The sequence below is a fragment of the uncultured Microscilla sp. genome, assembly GCF_947493425.1.
GTDB lineage: Bacteria > Bacteroidota > Bacteroidia > Cytophagales > Microscillaceae > Microscilla.
In genome coordinates this window covers 1-18,225 of sequence record NZ_CANLRP010000011.1, presented here as the reverse complement: position 1 = coordinate 18,225, position 18,225 = coordinate 1, and the positions used below count along the sequence as shown (strand labels likewise).

Here is an 18,225-nt window from a genome sequence, read left to right as displayed (position 1 = left end):
ATTTATTCCATTACTTGTGGTAATGCTCATCATTATTGCAAGTCAGTTTTTGATGCGTGGGTTTAACAACAAGTCAATTGAGGAAACCAACAATTGGATCAACATTGCGGGGCGCAACCGAAGCCTATCCATCAAAATATTGAGCCTAAGCCAACAAATCATACATGGCGACCAAAGCGCCAAAAAAGAATTGAACACCATTATAGCCCAATTAGAAACAGCGCTACGGACACTACAGCTAGGTGGTGAGGTTGTTTTTAATAATAAAGTAGTACATTTAAAGCCAGTCGAGTCAAGTATCCTCCCCTTGTTCAATACACTTCAAAAAGACTGGCAAGCCTACCAGGATCAAATACTTAAAATCAATACAGAATCTTTTAGAAAGTACACTCCTGCCCAACAAAGAGTCATTATTCAAAAAGCGGTGACTGCCAATGAAAAGTTTATTGGTACCAGTAATTTTATTATTGAAAAAGTAAACCTTACCAATCGAGCAAGTCAGCAAAAAGTAGCAGAGATGCGACGCTTGGTTATACTAAGCAATGTATTTATTTTACTATTGGTGATTTATATCTTCTGGAAGTATGCTTTTCGTCCCCTGCATAAATTGAGCGAGGTAGCAAACAATATGGTGTTGGGCAATTTGGAAGAAGTATTAGATATTGACCAAAAAGACGAAATAGGGCGCATAGCCAATGCTACCGCAGAACTTGCTTATAATCTGAAAGAGGTGAAAACTTTTGTGAGGCACTTGGGGCAGGGCAACTATGATGTTCAGTTGGAGATGGAAACCAAAAACAGGATGATTGCTGAAGGCAGTCTTTTTATGACGCTGGTAGTGGCACGCGATCGTTTACGTCAGTTGATGGTAGAAAACCAAAAGCAAACCTGGGCAAGCCACGGACTGGCTGAATTTGGCGACACTTTAAGTGCGGGTGATACCGATTTAAAAGACTTGACCAGTACAGTGATAAGCCAGTTGGTAAAATATATGAATGGCAATCAGGGGGGATTGTTTTTGCTCAACGAAATTAAAGAAACTGCCGATAAATCTGCACAAAAACAGCTAGAGCTGGTGAGCTGTTATGGCTACAGCGAAAAACGCCGGAAAAATCGCAAAATACTACTAGATGATGATTTTGGCGGAGGGTTGTTGGGGCAAGCGCTCATAGAGAAAGGTACTATACACCAGGTAAAAGTGCCTGCCGATTATTTTGAGGTGTCGTTGGGTATGGATGAAATTACAAATGGTAATATACTCATTGTGCCTTTGATCTCAAACCAAATAGAGATAGGTGTGCTGGAGATAGGTTCATTCATTGAGTTTGAAAATCATCAAATAGAGTTTGTCGAGAATCTGGCCGATAGAATTGCTTCTACCATTTTGAACATTCAGGCGGGGGTCAAAACAACGTACTTGTTGATGGAGGCTGAAGAACAAAAAGATATTTTACAGGCGCAAGAAGAGGAAATGCGCCAAAATGTAGAAGAGTTGAGGTCGATTCATGAGGTGATGGAGAAAAAACAAAAAGAGTTAGAGCTTCAGAATCAACGGATCAAGTCAAGCGAGCTGGTATTGAAAAAGGCATTAAAGCAGCTTGGAGAGCAAAAAATTGAGCTAGAAGAAACCAATGAGATTTTACATGCGCAAGAAGAAGAGATGCGCCAAAATGTAGAAGAGTTGATCAGTACTCAAGAGGCACTAGCCCTAAAAAGTAAAAACCTTGAACATCAAAACAAATTTATTACTACCAGTATTTATTATGCACAAAATATCCAGCAAGCCATTTTGCCCAGCCGAGAAGACCTGTTGAGCTTATTGAAAGGTGGCTTTGTGATTTATCGCCCCAAAGATATTGTATCAGGTGATTTTTACTGGTTGAGTAGAGTAGAAGAAAAAGTGATTGTAGCAGCGGTTGATTGTACGGGACATGGAGTGCCAGGGGCATTTATGAGTATGATAGGCAACACATTACTTAACCAGATCATTAACGAAAAAAAAGCAACTGATCCGGCAGATATTTTAAGGCTACTCGATAAGAGTATTTATGAAGACCTGAACCAACAAAAAACAAGTAATCGTGAAGGAATGGATGTTTGTTTGTGTGTGATTGAGTATGAAGAAGATAAGGCAAAAGTAATGTATGGAGGTGCTAAGCGAGGCTTGTACTATTACCATCAAAACAACCTGGAAGAATTAAAGGGTGACCGTTTTTCTATAGGTGGCTGGCAATCTTACACAGAAAAATATTTTACGTCCAAAGAACTAATCTTAGATGTGGGTGATCGTCTTTACCTCTCGTCAGACGGTTTTGTAGATACCCCCAACCCTAAACGAAAAAGCATGGGCACCAAACGGCTGAGGCAAATTCTACAAACCAGCGCCAGTTTGTCAATGAATGAGCAACAAACCGCAGTAGAAAACGCATTGAATAACTTTCAACAAGACGCAGAACAAAGAGATGATATATTGTTGATCGGGGTTGAACTCTAAACCTGTTTTTTACTTATCAGTGTTTTTGTTGATTTATCTATTGATTGTTTACAATAACGTGCATTGTTTGTTTTTTATACTTTACTTTTTAGCAATTACTTACTTAAAAGTCTTTAACTTTGGGGTCAATCAAATGTCCAACCAATTAACCAAAAATATATACAAGTTATCACGGCACAAGATTGGTTGATGATATAATGAATGAGCATGGTTCAAAGGTTTATATTTTGGGGAGTTTTATTGTACTTGAGTCTATTTAAGCTATACGCACAAGTAAGCCATACACTTAAGATTAGGGATAAGGGGATACCCCTGATGAAAAACTATGCACTGGAAGACTACCCTAAGCTTTTCCATAATTGGCAAATTTTGCAGGGCTCCCAAGGGTTGTTGTTTATAGCCAACGATAATGGAGTGGTAGAGTTTGATGGAGTAGATCAGAGGCTTATTTCATTAAAAGAACAAGCGCCAGCAAAAGCCCTTGCACAAGGAAAACAGGGTAAAATATATGTAGCAGGCAACGGGCATCTGGGCTTTTTGCAGCCAAGTGTTTCTGGTCAACTACAGTATCACTCATTTTATCAAAAAACACTTCGATTCAACACCCCCTTACCTACATTTACCAAAATTATTACTACCCCTCATCAGGTTATTTTTTTTAGCCCAGCGGCGCTTTATATCTACTATTTAACCAATCAGGAATTTGTGCGAGTTCCAGCTAAAAAACGTTTTCAGCGTATTTTTAAGGTACATCAAAAGATATATATTGATGATACAAGTACAGGATTACAACAATTACAGGGCGCGAAACTTAACTTAATACCTGGAGGGCAATTGTTTACCAATAAAAAAGTACATACAATGCTGCCCCTTGACGAAGAGAGGATTTTGATTGGGACTTTCAGACAAGGTGTATATTTGTATGAGGGAAACACAATTGTCCCCTGGAGCCCATCAGCCAACCAGTTGATCAAACCAGCCCAGTTGTATACAGGGCTAAAACTCTCACCCAACTACTTTGCTTTTGGTACACTCAATGCTGGAGTTTTGATTTTTGACAAAAAGGGGCGTTTAATCAAGAAAATTGACAAGTCGCAAGGCTTAAAGTCTAACACCGTACTTTCGCTTTATCTTGACCGACAAAATCGTTTGTGGGCGGGGTTAGAGCGTGGAATTGCCCACATTGATATATTTTCACCTTTTGCGGTACTGAATGAAAAAACGGGATTGGAAGGGGTCGTATATACCGCATTGAGGCATCATCAAAGCCTTTATTTAGGTACTTCACAAGGTATTTTTCACCAAAAGATTCACGGCAAAGAATCAAGTAACTATTTTAGCAAAATAGATAATACTGAAGGGCAAAGCTGGTTTTTGACCCAGTCGCACGACCAACAAATAATAGGAGGACATTCGTTGGGCATAGCCGCGCTTGACAATACCCAGAAGGTGTCTTTTATTTCGCACAATACCCATGTGTTGTGTATGATGCCCTTTATACAGCAACCTGAACTGATGCTGGTTTGTGCTCAGGATGGTTTGTATAGGTTACGCCTAAATAATAAAAATAGTGTACTTGAAAAACTCAAGGGTTTTGACGAAAGTTTTAATGAGGCAAGTTACCTGTTTGAAACTAAGCGTGGCCATGTTTGGACAGCTAACGCCAAGGGGTTGCTCAAGATTAGCTTGAACAAAACCAAAGACAGTGTGGTCAGTTATACCCGCTATAACAAAGCACAAGGCCTACCCTCTGATGCTGGAAATCGAATATTCTTGATTAATCATAAACTACTGGCCACCACCAAAAAAGGCGTATATGAATACAATCAAACCCAAGACAAGTTTCAACCACACGCATTATCTACAGTCATAGGCAAAAACAAACCTGTGATGTGGCTACACCAAGATTCAAAGGGGCGAATTTGGGTATTGACAAAAGACCAAACCTGTATTGTAGAAAAAAGCACCAATGGTAAGTCTTACAAAAAAACCGACTTAAACTACGACATGTTTAGGGTTAGGCAAACTCCTTTTATTTATTTTATTGATAAGCAAAACGTTATTTTGAGTATTAGCCAAGGAGTAGTTTGGTACAACCTTGGGCACAAGTCTACTAAAGATTCTTCTTTTAGTGCCTTGATACGCAGGGTAGACTGGGAAAGAAATGAAGAGGCAGACTCGTTATTATTTGCCGGACATATAATAAAAAATACTCTTCCTTCTGTTTTTACTACTACTATCAATGATTTTAGGTTTACAGTAGCATCCAATCATTTCTCATTGCATAAATCTTGTCGTTTTCAGTATTGGCTGGTGGGCTACGATCAAAATTGGTCGGAGTGGATGGCTTCACGCAAAAAAGAGTATACCAACCTTAGCCCAGGCACCTACACTTTTAAGGTAAGAGCAAGAGATACCAAAGGGGCTATTAGCAAAGTAGCTACTTATACTTTTATAATAGTTACTCCCTGGTACAAATCTGTGTGGGTATACCTGTCAATATCCCTGTTGGTGCTAGGGTTAGTGGTTATGTTCATTTGGTGGAGTTCGCGCCGACTGAGCCTAAAAAACGAACGTCTGGAAGCTTTGATTGCTGAGCGTACCGAAGAGGTCACTCGACAAAGAGATAAGCTTCAGGAACACTTTAAGCAGCTAGAAGAACAAAGAGGTGATTTAATTTATAAAAATGTAAAAATGGAGCGCCAGCAGGAGGAAATAATGGCACAATCAGAAAGCCTACACGAAACCCTGCAGGAGCTACAATCAGAAAAAAAAGAAAAAGAAGAAGTACTGCGACTGGTAGAAGCCAGAAATCATTATTACACCTCAGGCATCAGGTATGCCCAAACTATCCAACAAGCCATATTGCCAGATGAAACCGCCATGCGCCAGGTATTGGCCGATCACTTTGTTTTGTATAATCCTAAAGACATAGTGTCAGGAGATTTTTATTGGTTTTCTCATATCTCAGAAAATGTGTATGAACAAATTACCGGAGAGAAGAACAAAAGCATTACTTTGATTGCTGTCATCGACTGTACTGGTCATGGGGTTCCTGGTGCGTTTATGTCTATGATTGGCAACACGCTACTCAACGAAATAGTAAATCAACGTCACTTTTTCTCGCCAGTACGTATTCTCGAAATGCTCAATACTAAAATAAGACTATCACTCAGACAAGAAGAAAAGTACAATGCAGACGGAATGGATGTTTGTTTTTGTTTGCTTGAGCCTACCCCAGACAAACAGGAAACATTGGTGTCTTTTACAGGTGCTCGTCGTCCGTTGTACTATAAAATAAATAAGAAAACACCTTTGAAAGAGTTAAAAGGAGATCGTAAAATAATAGGGGGGTGGCATCGTAAAAAACGTGCTTTTACTAATCAATCGTTGTTATTGCCCAAAGGATCAGCCATTTACTTAACTACCGATGGGTTGGTGGGTTTGGCGGGCCCTGAAGGTACCAAGTTTAGCTCGCTCAGAATAAAATCTTTTTTTGACGAACACGCACATTTGCCCATGCTAGAACAAAAAAAGTTACTACAGCAAGTGATGGCAGAGCACCAGCAAGGCATTGAACAAAGAGACGATATTACAATCATGGGGGTAAGGTTATAAACCTAAACGATAGTGAAAAATACCTGTATGTGCTGGCTTTAGCTTGCAGAGGTAGAGTAAGACTTGTTACACCAACTATACATCGGCTTATTTCAAGCCCTTCTAAAAACTACAAATCTTCCCCTTCAATAAACAGACGCTGCCATATTTCTAAGGTGAGCATCATCCATATCAGTAGCCCGTGGCGATGAATCCCCGTGTCTTTATTATAATTCAGGATAGTTTTTACAGTGGCAGGGTTGAACAATTGACTGCGCCTGATACTTTTGGCCGAAAGCATTTTTTTTGCGTACTTTTTCATCTCTCCCTGAAACCAATAATGCAGGGGCACCCGCATGCCGCTCTTGGGGCGTCGAATAATCTCTGGAGGTAATTCATTGGCGTAAGCTTGTTTTAAAATATACTTTTCGATGCCTTGCTGTAGCTTGAGCTGCGAGGGCATTTCTATGCTGCTTTGCGCAATTTCTGAAGTAAATAAAGGAGATACAGGCGTAACTCCCACCGCACCCAACATGCGTTCTACTTTGGGCAAAATAAGGTGTGCCCCCTTGAGCCGCATGTTAATGGTCATAAGTTTGTCAAGAAAATTCTGATGCTTGCATTCAAAAAATGGGGTCAGGATAGGCACCAGGTGTTGATCTTCATCAAATCCCTCTAACAAACGAGGTGCGAGTATTTGCTTTAAGTAAGCATACCCCCGACGGTAAGAAGCCAGGTAAGCTTTTTCACGAAAATAGGGGGGGTGCTCGATGCCCCCGTACCAATGATTGAGCAACATAGGAATGTTTTTGGGACCTCCAAAACAAGGATCACCTCCTTCGCCGTTAAACACTACCCGCGTAGTTTGTGAGGCAAACCGGGCAAGCTCAAAGTTAGGAATGGTGATAGGGTCACCCACGGGGTCATCGAGGTGCCAAATAGCTTGACGCAATTGGGGGACAAAGTTTTTAGGCTTAATTTCTACCTCGTGGTGTTGGGTTTGGTAGCGTTGGGCTACTTTTTGGGCATAGTGCAATTCATTGCGGTATTTTTTGCCAAAATGGATAGAATAAGTATGAATTTTACTGGGTGACAGTTGTGCTACCCTTGCCGCCAAAATGCTAGAGTCGAGCCCTCCTGACAAAAATACTCCAATTTCTTTTTCGTTTGCCATTTTTGCCTCAATCTCTCGGTCTACCTCTTTCCTAATACGGTCTATCCAATACTCAGTGCTTTGTTTTTGGGTTTTGGCGAAAGCCTCTAGCTCAAAAAAGCGATGGGTTTGTGCACCTTGCCTAGGGTGATAATGCAAATACATACCTGCGGGTAGTTCGTATACGTCTTGCATCATGGTAGTTTGCAAAGGCAAAAAGCTAAACGTAAAATATATCGGAATAGCGGCAAGGTTGAGTTGTTTGTTAAAATGAGGCAAGGCATAAATCCCCTTGGCTTCGTTGCAAAACGCCAAACGATTTTGTTGGGTGGTATAAAATATGGTTCGTTGCCCAGTGCCATCGCGGGCAATGTATATGTCCTCATTATTGATAATGACCAATGTATAAGCTCCCCGAATACCCTTTAAAAAATCAATGCCTTGATTGGCGTAAAGCTCTAGTAAACCTTGTGGTGATAAAGGCTCAAAACCTTGATTGGTGATGTTGCCTGAGGCTGCCAATAGTATATCTTTGTTTTGGGCAATGCCCGAACTGTAGCGGTGAATATGTTCATGCGCAGGAATGCTAAAACCTATCGAGAGCTGACTTTTTGGGGCAGTTGCCGATTGGTATTCGTGACTGCCTCGGTGTTTTACTTGGGCAAACATGTGGGGCAAATCATTGATTTGAGCGTGGGTACATCCAAATATTACAGACATGATGAGTGAAACGATTGGGCGTGTTTTAATAACAAGCAAAGGTTAGTTGTTGATTTAGAGCAAAGCAAGTAAAAAATACCTATCCAAAATCATCAGCAATCAAGTCAATCATTAATATTCGATCCGACAAATCATCAGCTTCTATTACTGATAGCTCTTCCTCACTCAGCAATGCCTGTTGTTCAGCACGTTCTACAACATATTTGTTAAAAATAGATGTAAAATGATGGTGTTGCAAATAATCAAGTGGAGCATGATTATCATCAGTGCCCTTAAGCAGTTTTTTGAGAGGTTTCAGCTGATTAAAATGAGCGGGAGTAAGCCCCAAATCTATACAGGGGTGTCCTTCAGTAGCAAGCCCAGCATGGTTCCTAAACTGTGTCATTGTTTGCAAACCTTCTAGTGTAGCATCATGAATAAAAAACAAAGGCAAGTCAGGTTTTTCTTGCAACAGTTGCTTTAGGCGAGGGGTCAAATATGCAGGGTAGAAGTGCTTAGATATAATCAATGCCTTGTATTGGGTGTGGTAATTATTTTTTACAAACAAATCTACGTATACATCCTGGTCGGTTACAATGATTGCCTCTACTCCATAATCATAAATATCTTTTTCGTGGTTATCTGGGGGCAATTGTGTCAACTCAGGCTGCAATACGACCTGCTTTACTTCTTTAGCCAACTCGCTCCGGGTATACCAATGATTAAAAGTAGCTAAAAAGTCTTGTTCTGATAACCACGATTTTTTAAAATTTTCATATAAAATGGCTATAGTAAACCCTATGCCTGCTACTATGGCTCCTTCGGGGCTACCAAATGCAAAGAATATACTGATTACTATTGCGCCAAAAACTAACATAGCCAAAGCGTCATTTTTTTTAAATTTACCCCTATACAAGGCATACAACTGGCGTGGTGTAAAATATACTTGTCCCGATTGGCTCACCTGCTCAATCCGCAATTTCATCTTGTAATCATTCAGGTTACCTTTTTCTTTGGGGTTAATGGCAAACCTATAATTACAGTTGAGGCAGGTCATACCTTCTTTGTATTTTTGTTCGTGTTCGCACTTGGGGCATTTCATAAGCTTCTTTAAAGTATAGTTCGGTTAATCATTGGGTGGTTTTGGTGGGTAGGACCAAAATCAGAATCGGGATGATAAGCCACTACCCGCAAATCACTGTGAGTAGTTTTAAAACTGTGCCTACCATCTTTAGGAATATAAAAAACTTGTCCTGGACTCAAGGCAAAATTACCTTCTGGCGTAATACATTCACCTGCGCCACTCACAATCATGCCAACCCTAAACGAGGGGTGTGTATGCTGCGACTGAAAAGTGTTGGCTGGAATGTGTAATAAGTTAAAGCAAGGATCGCCCAACGTGGCAGGGGCAATCAACAATGTGTCGGTACAACCATCTATATATTGCAAACGCCCTTTTTGCTCTACTGGACCTCCCAGCATAAATATTCCCTGGTAGCCTGGCTGGGCAATCACAAAACCTTGCCCATTGCCTTGTAATTTGACTTGGCCTGATACCATAAAATACATTCCTTCTTGCAGTACAAACTCGCCTTGTGAGGTAGTGAGCCGGGCAGAACCTTGCCATACAAATCCTGTGTAAGTAGTGTTAGGCTTTTTGTGAAGGGCAAGCATTTCATTGTTCCAACCTGTTAACGTTCCCGAAAAATTACTTTCCTTGATGACTACCTTGAGCTGGGGAGTTGTCTGGTATAAATTGATTGATGCCACTTTGTCTACTTCCATAAAATAGGTTTTCTGTGATTTTTATAGGTGCTAATAGGTTGATTTTGAGTAGTGTATGTAATTTTTCAAAAAAAATACTCCACTGAATACCACTTCTAATGTAATAAATATCAGAAACTTTTACTAACAACATTTACTTTGAAAAACCACCGCCTGACGATTTACTTATCTCTCCTTTCTTATAGGTGGTGGTTTTCTTAAAATATTACAATAGTTTTTAATGGGTTTTAGATTGACACACAAAAAAGCTACTTCGTATGAGGTAGCTTTTTTTATACCAGTGTGCACTGATATTATATTACCATGCAAACAATTTTTGCTCCCAACAGGTATATATAATCTGGCAATAGTTGAATGATCAAGGTTTTTTGGTGTGGCTCGCCAAGTAATAAACATACTTAGGACAAGCAGGGGTACAGCCTGTAGCTTCCCAAAAACATCCCAGTACTTTTACCTCATTGCCTGAAACACTTTTTAAAATTAAAAACTAAACATGATGAAGTTAAAACAATATGTATTGGCACTGGCACTGGTATTGGGTGGATTGAGTATGGTTCAGGCACAGTCTACAAAGAAAATGTTGACCAAAGGCTGGAGGTTTTCTTTTGAGGGTATGATAGAAAATATGCCAGAGATAGAAAAACAACAGATGAGTAAAATGCCTGACGAGCAAAGGGCTAAGATGAAGGCAATGATAGAACAATCCTACATCGTCTTTAAGGCAGGTGGAACAGCGAAGGCCTCAATGAACGGCAAAGAAGAAGAAATGACCTGGAAGTTATCAGATGGTGACAAGCTCTTGACAACCACTGAGAAAAATGGCAAGGTAAGCCGGTTGAAAATAATAAAAATTACCAAAGACAGCCTGGTGTTGCAGGAAGAAAGTGACACTAAAGGTGTGATGTTGGTGTTTAAGCCAAAGGTAGATTAGCCCTTTTTAGATCAAAAATTTAAAATAATGCTAAGGTTAAAAAAATATGTCTGGATACTATGTATGCTTGGCGGACTTTCAGTAGCTCAGGCACAGTCTACAGAAATATTACTTATTAATAAAAAGTGGGTAGTGTCGTTTGATGCTACCATAGCCAAGTTGTCTGAAGCAGAACTAAAAGAGATGCAACTTTTTTCTAAGGAGAGCCGGACACGCACTAAAAAAATGATGGAAAATGCTTACATAATATTTGAGGCAGGAGGCAAAGGTGAAGTTTTTAAGAAAGGAAAAATAAAAAAAATCACCTGGAAGTTATCTGATGATAAGGTACTATCAGTTATCAGTGAGTTTGGTTCAGAAAATACGGCAAAGTTACTTGAAATAACCAAAAAGCGAATGGTGCTCAGAGAAACTAATAAAGGGAACAAAACGCTTGATATTGTTTTGGCAGCAAAAAAATAGCAGAAGCTTGGCTTTAGGCTTAACTTGTAAACCATTAAAAACGTGGTTAAACTACTACGTTTTTAATGGTTTTTTTGTACATGAAAATATGCAAGTCAAAGAGAAACACATAAGGTACACGGGGATCGTTGTACTGAGCTTGATGATATTTCTGGCCTCTTCGGTCGATATAGGCATTATTGGACTTACCCACAACCTGGTGATAAGCTTTATCAACTGGCAGGGGGCAGTGTTGATTATGTGGCATTACCAGAATAAATACCCCAAGCATTCGCAGGCACTCGTTCGTATACTATTAGAGTTTGTGGTAATGTGCCTCTTTATACTTGGCTTGGTTACCTTTAACCATTGGCTGGCAAGTGTTTTATACAATGTTCCTTGTCATTGGTCATCTATCCCCCAAAGTATGGCTTTTAATCTGGTCATTACCTTATTTATTGGCGCATTTTACGAGAGTCGTTACCTGTTTGAACGCTGGCAAGAGTCGGTCATCGAAACCCAAAAACTAAGGCGACAAACTACCCAGTCACAGCTCGAAGTACTTAAAAATCAGGTAAACCCTCATTTTTTGTTCAACAGCCTCAATACATTGCTTACTCTTATTCCAGAAGATAAAAAAACAGCCCAAAAATTTACCCGTAAACTAGAGGTGGTATACCGTTATATCTTACAGCATCAAAACCAAGAACTTACCACTGTAGCCCGCGAGTTTGAGTTTATTAAAGCCTATTTGTTTTTGCAGCAAATTAGGTTTGGTGATAATCTAAAAGTGCAAATGTTGGTAGAAAAAGAATATTTACAGCATCAAATAGTGCCCTTGAGCTTACAAATGCTGGTAGAAAACGCCATCAAGCACAATGTTATTTCCAGTGCTCGTCCGCTGTATCTAAACATTATAACCAAAAGTAATCGCCTGATTGTGCGCAATAATCTACAACCCAAAAAGGTTACTTCAGGTATGCGCGAAAACTCGACCCACATTGGATTAAAAAATATCAAAGATCGTTACGCATTTTTTACCCAACAACCCGTAGCTATACAACCCAAAGTAGCCACTTTTGAAGTAAGGTTACCATTGCTTGAGCAGCCAATATCAAACAAGTCGGTAACCGAATCCTCAACCCCTGTATTGTCATGAGTTACTTTCGTATGGACATTTTTAAATGGCACTGGCGTTATGTCGGAATGTTGGCAATGAGTCTCCTTATACCACTTGCTATAGAACTGGCACCTCAAAACGTGACCCACTACCCACAGAATGTGCTTTTTTCGTTTTTGTTTTCAATTGTTATTTGGGAAGGTGACCAGGCAATTGTAAAAATATTTAGGCAACGTTATGCCAAAATACAACAAACCCAAATAAGAACTATAGCCACTATAGGGTGTACTGTATTATATACTTGTACAGTTATTTTCATTGGTTTGCGGGTAATTACCTGGAGCTATGGCATTGCTTTTAGCCTGGTGCCAGTGGGAACAATCATGGCAGTGGCTGCTTTGCTGACTTTAGTGCTGGGGGCTATTTATGAAAGTCGCTATTTTTTTGGTATGTGGAAGGCAACCTTGCTGGAGGCAGAACACCTTAAGGGCGAAAAGGTGGCGTCAGAGTTTGAACTGCTCAAACAACAGGTAAACCCTGAGTTTTTGTTTGATAGTTTACATTTGCTGGAAGCATTGATAGAAGCAAGTGAAGCCGAGGCTTTAGATTTTACTGAAAAGCTTTCGCAAACCTATCGATATATTTTACAGCACAAAGACGAAGAACTGGTAGATTTGTACACCGAAGTAGCTTTTGTAAAACAATACCTTTTTTTGTTGCAACACCAATTGACACACCCTGTGGAAATTGACTGGCAGATAGCCCCTGCAATGGAGCATCGGCAAATTATTCCTTTTGCGATTCAATACATACTATTACCTATATTGACTGCTGTCTGGCAAAATTCTTTGCCCAAAATACAAGTGGCTACCACCCTTGATGCTCGTTTGTTGTTGACAATACAGGACAAACACCTCATCTTTGATGCCATAGAAGTATTATTGTTGCCACTTCAACAAAAGTATGCTTACCTGAGTAATTTGTCATTGAAAACCGAAAAAGCCCATGATTATATGAAGGTCTCTTTGCCTTTGCTTGAAGCAGTCAGCATAGGGTAAGTTATACTTTGAACGGCATGGTTAACCGAAAGTTAGGAACTCTATTGTTCCGCTGCGCTTGATGGTTGCCCCGTTCTGCAAGCACGCAAAGTGATACAAAGATTAAAATCTAAAAACGGTTTTTTATCCCCTTCAAAGTATACTTATCTTGTAATATTACTGGTTCAGTAGCCTTTTGGGGTTTCGGGAAAAAAGCAAATGAACTGTGCATTGTTCAGAGACATTTTGTAACTTAAGGGCAGATCGGTTTTAACTCAGGTACCCTCTATGTCTATGGAAAAATGTTATGAAAATGATCAAGCACTCATCGAGTACGATGCTGGTAACCAGGCTTTGATACTCACCTGGAAGTACTTTGTGCAAGGCGAAAAGTATCGGGAAACCCTCCTTGCTTTCTATGATTTGTCAGAGCAAAAAAATATAAAAAAATGGTGTTTTGACAGCCGTGAACATGGTACTATTGCCAGAAATGATCAACAATGGGTAGCCAACGAAACCATCAAACGGGCATTCCATATCAACCCTATTAAAACAGCCTTGGTATTGTCACGAAATGTGTTTTTGCAACACTCTATAGACAACGTGATAGAAACCATTAGTACCCGCACCAATTATGAAGCAAATAATGATATTTACCGTATTTTTAAAACGAGAGAAGAGGGGTTGGAGTGGTTGTTTGAGGAGGATCAATAGGTTCTTAGGCTTTGTATATGAACTTTCTGTATAAATCATCGTTATAAAGCCACATTATTAGTAAATTTGTGACTTAATTAATAGGAATAAAAAAATGCAGACTACACAAACAATATCAAACTTTGGCAATGACGTGAGTTTTGCAAATCTATCTGATTTTTTGAACTCTGTTTTGAATGAAAAAAAATTAAGCTTTAAGCTAAGGTTTTCAGCATATAAATTTAATCGGAAAATTAAAAAAGCCTGTAAAGAGCTTGAGAAAATGCATAAAGTGATTTTTAATGGTGGGGAATTTAAAATTACATCAAATAGTTATCAACCATTGAGGCACTTTTTTGACAATTCAATAGATACCCTGAATAATAGTAGAAATATGTCTATGTATTGTCAGAAAATAATTGAGTCTGAAAAGTTTAGTAGTCTACCAAAAATTGTGAAATCTTCTATTCATTTAAGTGATAGATATTTAAATTTATGGATTGATTTTATATATAAAACCAAGGAAGGTCTCAAGTCATTGACCAGTGAGGTAAAACCATCTGAGTTACCCAAAGGAGTTAGACTATTAACAGAAGATGATTTATGGAAAGAACGCAATAAGGCATATCAATTTGTAATATAGTCTAGAAATGTTTGACTCCTTCTATAAAATCAACTATTTAGGTCCTAATACGTCTAGGGCTTCCAACAAGAAACATTTTAAAAGAGAACACCTATTTAATTTCAGAGACTCAAATCAAGTATTGTATACTATATCTCTGGAGGAGTTTGAATATAAAACCTTTGAGGTAAGTTTTTGCTTACACAAAGACATCAATAGAAAAGATCGCTTCAATACATTGTCTGGTCTTTATAAGGGAACTACAAAAGCCACTAAAGTAATCAGAACCTGTGTAGAAGCGATGCTTTTTTTCTACAAAAAAGATAAAAATTGTTCATTTATGTTTATTGGAGCCTCACTAACTAACGAACCAGAAGAAAACACCAAACGATTTCGTATATATAGTTTGTTAATGAAAAACCTCTTTCCTCCTTATGCTTTTTCACACTACGAACGTAAAGATTTAAGTTTTTACCTTTTGTTAAGCAAAAACCAAGAGCAGTCTATTCCTTCTTTCCCAAAAAAAGTATGGCAAATGATTAATGAAATCTATGTATTGCCTTCTGTTAAAAAAATATTATAAGAAATTCCTACACCGTTGCTTGCACCACTTGCCTGATATGTTCAGCATCATACGCCTTACTTTTCCAGCGTTCCAGCCTTTTATTCATTACTCTAAACCAAAGTGGAGGTACCAACGACATTAATATCATTACAGGATAACCTGAAGGCAATTGAGGGCTTTCGTCGAAGTGGCGGAGCACTTGATAGGGGCGTGCTGCGTGGGCGTGGTGGTCAGAGTGGCGCTGTAACTGAAACAAAAAGAAATTGCTCACTCGATGGTTTGAGTTCCACGAATGCAATGGGTTTACCCTTTCGTATTTGCCAGGAGCTATTTCACGGCGTACAATGCCGTAATGCTCTACATAATTGACTGCCTCAAGCGATGAAAACGCCAAAATGCTTTGTGCCACCCAAAAAAGAGGCACTGCCCATATCGCCCCACCATTGCTCCAGCTTAGCACAGCAGTAAGCAAAGCACAAAAAATTAACGGTAACGCTATGTACCACAACATAGCATTATGATGGCTCCACGTTTTAAGCCCGTGACGTTGCAAACGGCGGCTTTCTATATCCCAAGCACTTTGCCAACCTCCAAATACTGATTGTACCCAAAAGGCATAAAAGGTTTGGTTTTTTTTACTGGTTGCCGGGTCTTTGGGGGTGGCTACATGCACATGGTGCCCTTTGTTATGCTCTATAAAAAAATGCATATACCCCACCAACATCAGCGTAAGCTGGCTATGAAATTGCGCCACTTTGCTGCGTTTATGCCCTAGTTCGTGGGCAATGTTGATACCACTGCTCATAAACAACATTACACTTAGCAACAACCCTGTCCACTCTAGGGTAGTCATTGTCTGTAACGATACTACATAGCCTGCAAACAGCACAATGCCCAGATGTGCATACACTTGTGCGTATACCACGGCGTAAAAGTAGCCGTTGCTGATTACCCGATCAAACGAGTCTTCGGTAATGTTTTCGGGGTCTTTGCCAATAATAGTATCCAACAGTGGAATAATGCCATAGCCAAGTACAAAACCGCTGAATGTCCAGCCTCCGCCCATATAATACCCCCATACAATGAGGGCTGGAATAGTGAATATGCTCAAGAAGCCTAGTTTTTTTAGTAAACTCATAATAGAATGTTTTAGATTATTTTGGTGATTAAATTGTATGTTTTGATGAAAAATGACTTTCAGTCATTTTTATGACAAAAAAATATACAGGAATAACTTTATAGCAATTCCTGTAGTTATAGCCTAACTGCCTTTGAGCACATATTCAATTAGCTTAAAGTGCTGTACAATCAACTGATCAGCTTCTAATTGGTGGTAATGGGTAACAATGGCCATTTTCTTTTGTACTAGCTGTAGTACCCCCATCGTTTGCCCCCAAAACACATACGCAGCTTCTATTGCTTTCAAATCATTTCTGATGCTACCATCTTGTTGCCCTTTTTCTATGAGTTGTGCCCCAAGTTCAATAATAGCCACTCCTTCGGCAAGATAAATTTGTTGCTCCGATGCCATGGCATCCAGGTTAAATAAGTCATTTTGGAAGTGTAAAATAGCGTTGAAATAATGGGGGTGATTATAAAAAAAGTCGAGGTATACCCTCAATATGGTTTTCATATTTTCAAACCCAGTATTTTCTTCATCGAGAGCCTCTTCAAACTGTTTTTTTAAGGTAGCAAAAGCTCGGTATAAAATCGCTCGATACAATGCATTTTTGCTCTCAAAATATAAATACAAGGTGCCTTTACCCAGTCCAGCTTGTTTGGCTACCTGGTCCATTGAAGCATTGTCAATTCCTTTAGAAAAAAACACCTTTTCGGCTGCATCTACAATTGCCTCATACCTTTGTTTTTTTCTAATGTCCTTTGGTGTTCCCATATCTTTCAAGTATTATGACTGTGAGTCATTTTCTCAAATCTAAAAAAAAGCCGCATAAACTCAAAACAAGTCAAAGTAAAAATATTAAATATATTATTTGTAAAGTACTATTTGGTGGTTGTTTAATACTCCTGAGTTTTTTGTAAAGTATTGATTTGCAATGCTATAAGATGATTGGGTAGCAAAAGTGATTTTTGCATAACACTACCCCAGAGGTAACGATTGCCCAGTTTAAAAAACAGCCTGCCCCCCTCAGGCATTTTGCTGCATAGTTGCTAAAAGCCCCAACAATAACTAATTTTGCCGAATATTTTAGGTAACAGACAATAGGGCAGAAGCCTTTTGCCTGTTTTTTTGTCTAGTCAAATAAAAAAACAATGGGGAGAAGAAACAAACTAGAGCGTTTTAAGCAAAACGAGGAGAATCCGAACGTGGTACAGCCAGGCAAACCTCTGTATGATACGATTAAAGGAAAATGGAGAGAGGAGTTTTTTAAAAACGACCGCGATATAGTATTAGAGTTAGCTTGTGGTAGAGGAGAGTATACCGTAGGGTTGGCGCAAGCATACCCCGACCGTAACTTTGTAGGGGTAGACATCAAAGGCGATCGTATCTGGAAAGGCAGCCAATTTGCTACTCAAAACGGATTGCAAAACGTGGGGTTTTTACGTACTTTTATCCAAAATATTGAGCAGTATTTTGCCCCTGGCGAAGTAAACGAAATATGGGTGGTACACCCCGATCCACGCCCCAAAGACAGTGACGAACGCCGTCGCCTGACCAATGCACGTTTTTTGACCATGTACAAAAACCTGTTGATGCCCGATGGTTGGTTACACTTCAAAACCGACAACGCAGGCTTGTTTGAATACACCCTGGAGGTGCTCAAAGATTGGAAAATTAAAGATTTTGAATTTACCCGTGATCTCTACAAAGAGGAGAAACTGCTTGCCCAACACCATGATATTAAAACCCGCTACGAACTCAAGTTTGTTGCTGAAGGGCACAAAATCCATTACCTGAAGTTTAGGTTCGATAGGGGAGAGGGCTAAAAAGTTATGCTGTGGTGAAGGTAGATAATCAGCAATTGTAGCGTATAGTTGTAGTTCTTGATCATCTCTTAGGAATGGTGAGAAATTAAATTACCATTCTTGAGGTAGAGGTTTTGTTTTGAGACGAGGCTATTTTTTGCGC

Annotated in this window: 15 protein-coding genes; 10 read left to right on the top strand and 5 right to left on the bottom strand. The window is 39.4% G+C overall.

The genetic code is table 11. The features are described from left to right. Positions 1-22: 22 nt before the first annotated feature. Positions 23-2,494, top strand: a complete 2,472-nt coding sequence (locus tag Q0954_RS05185; protein ID WP_299454546.1) for a SpoIIE family protein phosphatase — start codon at positions 23-25, stop codon at positions 2,492-2,494. A 201-nt stretch (positions 2,495-2,695) separates the two neighbouring features. Then, positions 2,696-6,112 carry a SpoIIE family protein phosphatase gene (locus Q0954_RS05180; RefSeq protein ID WP_299454543.1) on the top strand — a complete coding sequence of 1,139 codons (3,417 nt, stop codon included), beginning with the start codon at positions 2,696-2,698 and terminating at the stop codon, positions 6,110-6,112. A 109-nt stretch (positions 6,113-6,221) separates the two neighbouring features. On the opposite strand, the gene Q0954_RS05175 is transcribed toward Q0954_RS05180, so the two are convergent. The 3 genes from Q0954_RS05175 to Q0954_RS05165 all read right to left on the bottom strand — a co-directional run bounded on the left by Q0954_RS05175 (position 6,222) and on the right by Q0954_RS05165 (position 9,728). Next, positions 6,222-7,964: an asparagine synthase-related protein gene (locus tag Q0954_RS05175; RefSeq protein ID WP_299454541.1), complete on the bottom strand. Its 1,743-nt coding sequence runs from the start codon at positions 7,962-7,964 to the stop codon at positions 6,222-6,224. Positions 7,965-8,043: 79 nt separating this feature from the next. Beyond that, positions 8,044-9,045 carry a hypothetical protein gene (locus tag Q0954_RS05170; RefSeq protein WP_299454539.1) on the bottom strand — a complete coding sequence of 334 codons (1,002 nt, stop codon included), beginning with the start codon at positions 9,043-9,045 and terminating at the stop codon, positions 8,044-8,046. A gap of 8 nt (positions 9,046-9,053) precedes the next feature. Continuing rightward, positions 9,054-9,728: a cupin domain-containing protein gene (locus Q0954_RS05165; protein WP_299454537.1), complete on the bottom strand. Its 675-nt coding sequence runs from the start codon at positions 9,726-9,728 to the stop codon at positions 9,054-9,056. Between the two features lie 493 nt (positions 9,729-10,221). Here Q0954_RS05165 and Q0954_RS05160 point away from each other — a divergent pair, with 493 nt between their 5' ends. From Q0954_RS05160 to Q0954_RS05130, 7 genes are all read left to right on the top strand, one after another. After that, positions 10,222-10,659: a lipocalin family protein gene (locus Q0954_RS05160; RefSeq protein WP_299454535.1), complete on the top strand. Its 438-nt coding sequence runs from the start codon at positions 10,222-10,224 to the stop codon at positions 10,657-10,659. Positions 10,660-10,686: 27 nt separating this feature from the next. Further along, positions 10,687-11,121, top strand: coding sequence for a hypothetical protein (locus Q0954_RS05155; RefSeq protein ID WP_299454533.1), 435 nt, complete (start codon positions 10,687-10,689; stop codon positions 11,119-11,121). An 88-nt stretch (positions 11,122-11,209) separates the two neighbouring features. After that, on the top strand, positions 11,210-12,259 hold the full coding sequence (locus Q0954_RS05150) for a sensor histidine kinase (protein ID WP_299454531.1): 1,050 nt from the start codon (positions 11,210-11,212) through the stop codon (positions 12,257-12,259). After that, positions 12,256-13,278 (top strand): histidine kinase, encoded by a 1,023-nt coding sequence (locus Q0954_RS05145; RefSeq protein ID WP_299454529.1) that lies wholly within the window; start codon positions 12,256-12,258, stop codon positions 13,276-13,278. Before Q0954_RS05150 ends, Q0954_RS05145 begins: the two co-directional genes overlap by 4 nt. Before the next feature lie 267 nt (positions 13,279-13,545). Then, positions 13,546-13,971 (top strand): hypothetical protein, encoded by a 426-nt coding sequence (locus tag Q0954_RS05140; protein ID WP_299454527.1) that lies wholly within the window; start codon positions 13,546-13,548, stop codon positions 13,969-13,971. 94 nt (positions 13,972-14,065) lie between these two features. Then, positions 14,066-14,593 carry a hypothetical protein gene (locus tag Q0954_RS05135; protein WP_299454525.1) on the top strand — a complete coding sequence of 176 codons (528 nt, stop codon included), beginning with the start codon at positions 14,066-14,068 and terminating at the stop codon, positions 14,591-14,593. A 121-nt stretch (positions 14,594-14,714) separates the two neighbouring features. Then, complete coding sequence (locus tag Q0954_RS05130) at positions 14,715-15,155, top strand: hypothetical protein (RefSeq protein WP_299454524.1); 441 nt, start codon at positions 14,715-14,717, stop codon at positions 15,153-15,155. Between the two features lie 7 nt (positions 15,156-15,162). Here Q0954_RS05130 and Q0954_RS05125 read toward each other — a convergent pair whose 3' ends face one another. Together Q0954_RS05125 and Q0954_RS05120 are read right to left on the bottom strand one after the other, a co-directional pair. Next, entirely contained in the window at positions 15,163-16,275 is a 1,113-nt protein-coding gene (locus tag Q0954_RS05125; protein ID WP_299454523.1) for an alkane 1-monooxygenase, read from the bottom strand. A 123-nt stretch (positions 16,276-16,398) separates the two neighbouring features. Next, positions 16,399-17,031 (bottom strand): TetR/AcrR family transcriptional regulator, encoded by a 633-nt coding sequence (locus Q0954_RS05120; RefSeq protein ID WP_299454521.1) that lies wholly within the window; start codon positions 17,029-17,031, stop codon positions 16,399-16,401. A gap of 377 nt (positions 17,032-17,408) precedes the next feature. Between Q0954_RS05120 and trmB the strand changes: the two genes are divergently transcribed. Then, complete coding sequence (gene trmB / locus Q0954_RS05115; RefSeq protein WP_299454519.1) at positions 17,409-18,083, top strand: tRNA (guanosine(46)-N7)-methyltransferase TrmB; 675 nt, start codon at positions 17,409-17,411, stop codon at positions 18,081-18,083. Positions 18,084-18,225: the final 142 nt, after the last annotated feature.

Bases quoted from the DNA above. Each gene is read 5' to 3' on its own strand.
- Q0954_RS05150 (WP_299454531.1), top strand. From the start codon at position 11,210: ATGCAAGTCAAAGAGAAACACATAAGGTACACGGGGATCGTTGTACTG.
- Q0954_RS05175 (WP_299454541.1), bottom strand. From the start codon at position 7,964: ATGTCTGTAATATTTGGATGTACCCACGCTCAAATCAATGATTTGCCC.
- Q0954_RS05185 (WP_299454546.1), top strand. From the start codon at position 23: ATGCTCATCATTATTGCAAGTCAGTTTTTGATGCGTGGGTTTAACAAC.
- Q0954_RS05160 (WP_299454535.1), top strand. From the start codon at position 10,222: ATGATGAAGTTAAAACAATATGTATTGGCACTGGCACTGGTATTGGGT.
- Q0954_RS05125 (WP_299454523.1), bottom strand. From the start codon at position 16,275: ATGAGTTTACTAAAAAAACTAGGCTTCTTGAGCATATTCACTATTCCA.
- Q0954_RS05170 (WP_299454539.1), bottom strand. From the start codon at position 9,045: ATGAAATGCCCCAAGTGCGAACACGAACAAAAATACAAAGAAGGTATG.
- Q0954_RS05165 (WP_299454537.1), bottom strand. From the start codon at position 9,728: ATGGAAGTAGACAAAGTGGCATCAATCAATTTATACCAGACAACTCCC.
- Q0954_RS05155 (WP_299454533.1), top strand. From the start codon at position 10,687: ATGCTAAGGTTAAAAAAATATGTCTGGATACTATGTATGCTTGGCGGA.
- Q0954_RS05180 (WP_299454543.1), top strand. From the start codon at position 2,696: ATGAGCATGGTTCAAAGGTTTATATTTTGGGGAGTTTTATTGTACTTG.
- Q0954_RS05120 (WP_299454521.1), bottom strand. From the start codon at position 17,031: ATGGGAACACCAAAGGACATTAGAAAAAAACAAAGGTATGAGGCAATT.
- Q0954_RS05145 (WP_299454529.1), top strand. From the start codon at position 12,256: ATGAGTTACTTTCGTATGGACATTTTTAAATGGCACTGGCGTTATGTC.
- Q0954_RS05140 (WP_299454527.1), top strand. From the start codon at position 13,546: ATGTCTATGGAAAAATGTTATGAAAATGATCAAGCACTCATCGAGTAC.
- trmB (WP_299454519.1), top strand. From the start codon at position 17,409: ATGGGGAGAAGAAACAAACTAGAGCGTTTTAAGCAAAACGAGGAGAAT.
- Q0954_RS05135 (WP_299454525.1), top strand. From the start codon at position 14,066: ATGCAGACTACACAAACAATATCAAACTTTGGCAATGACGTGAGTTTT.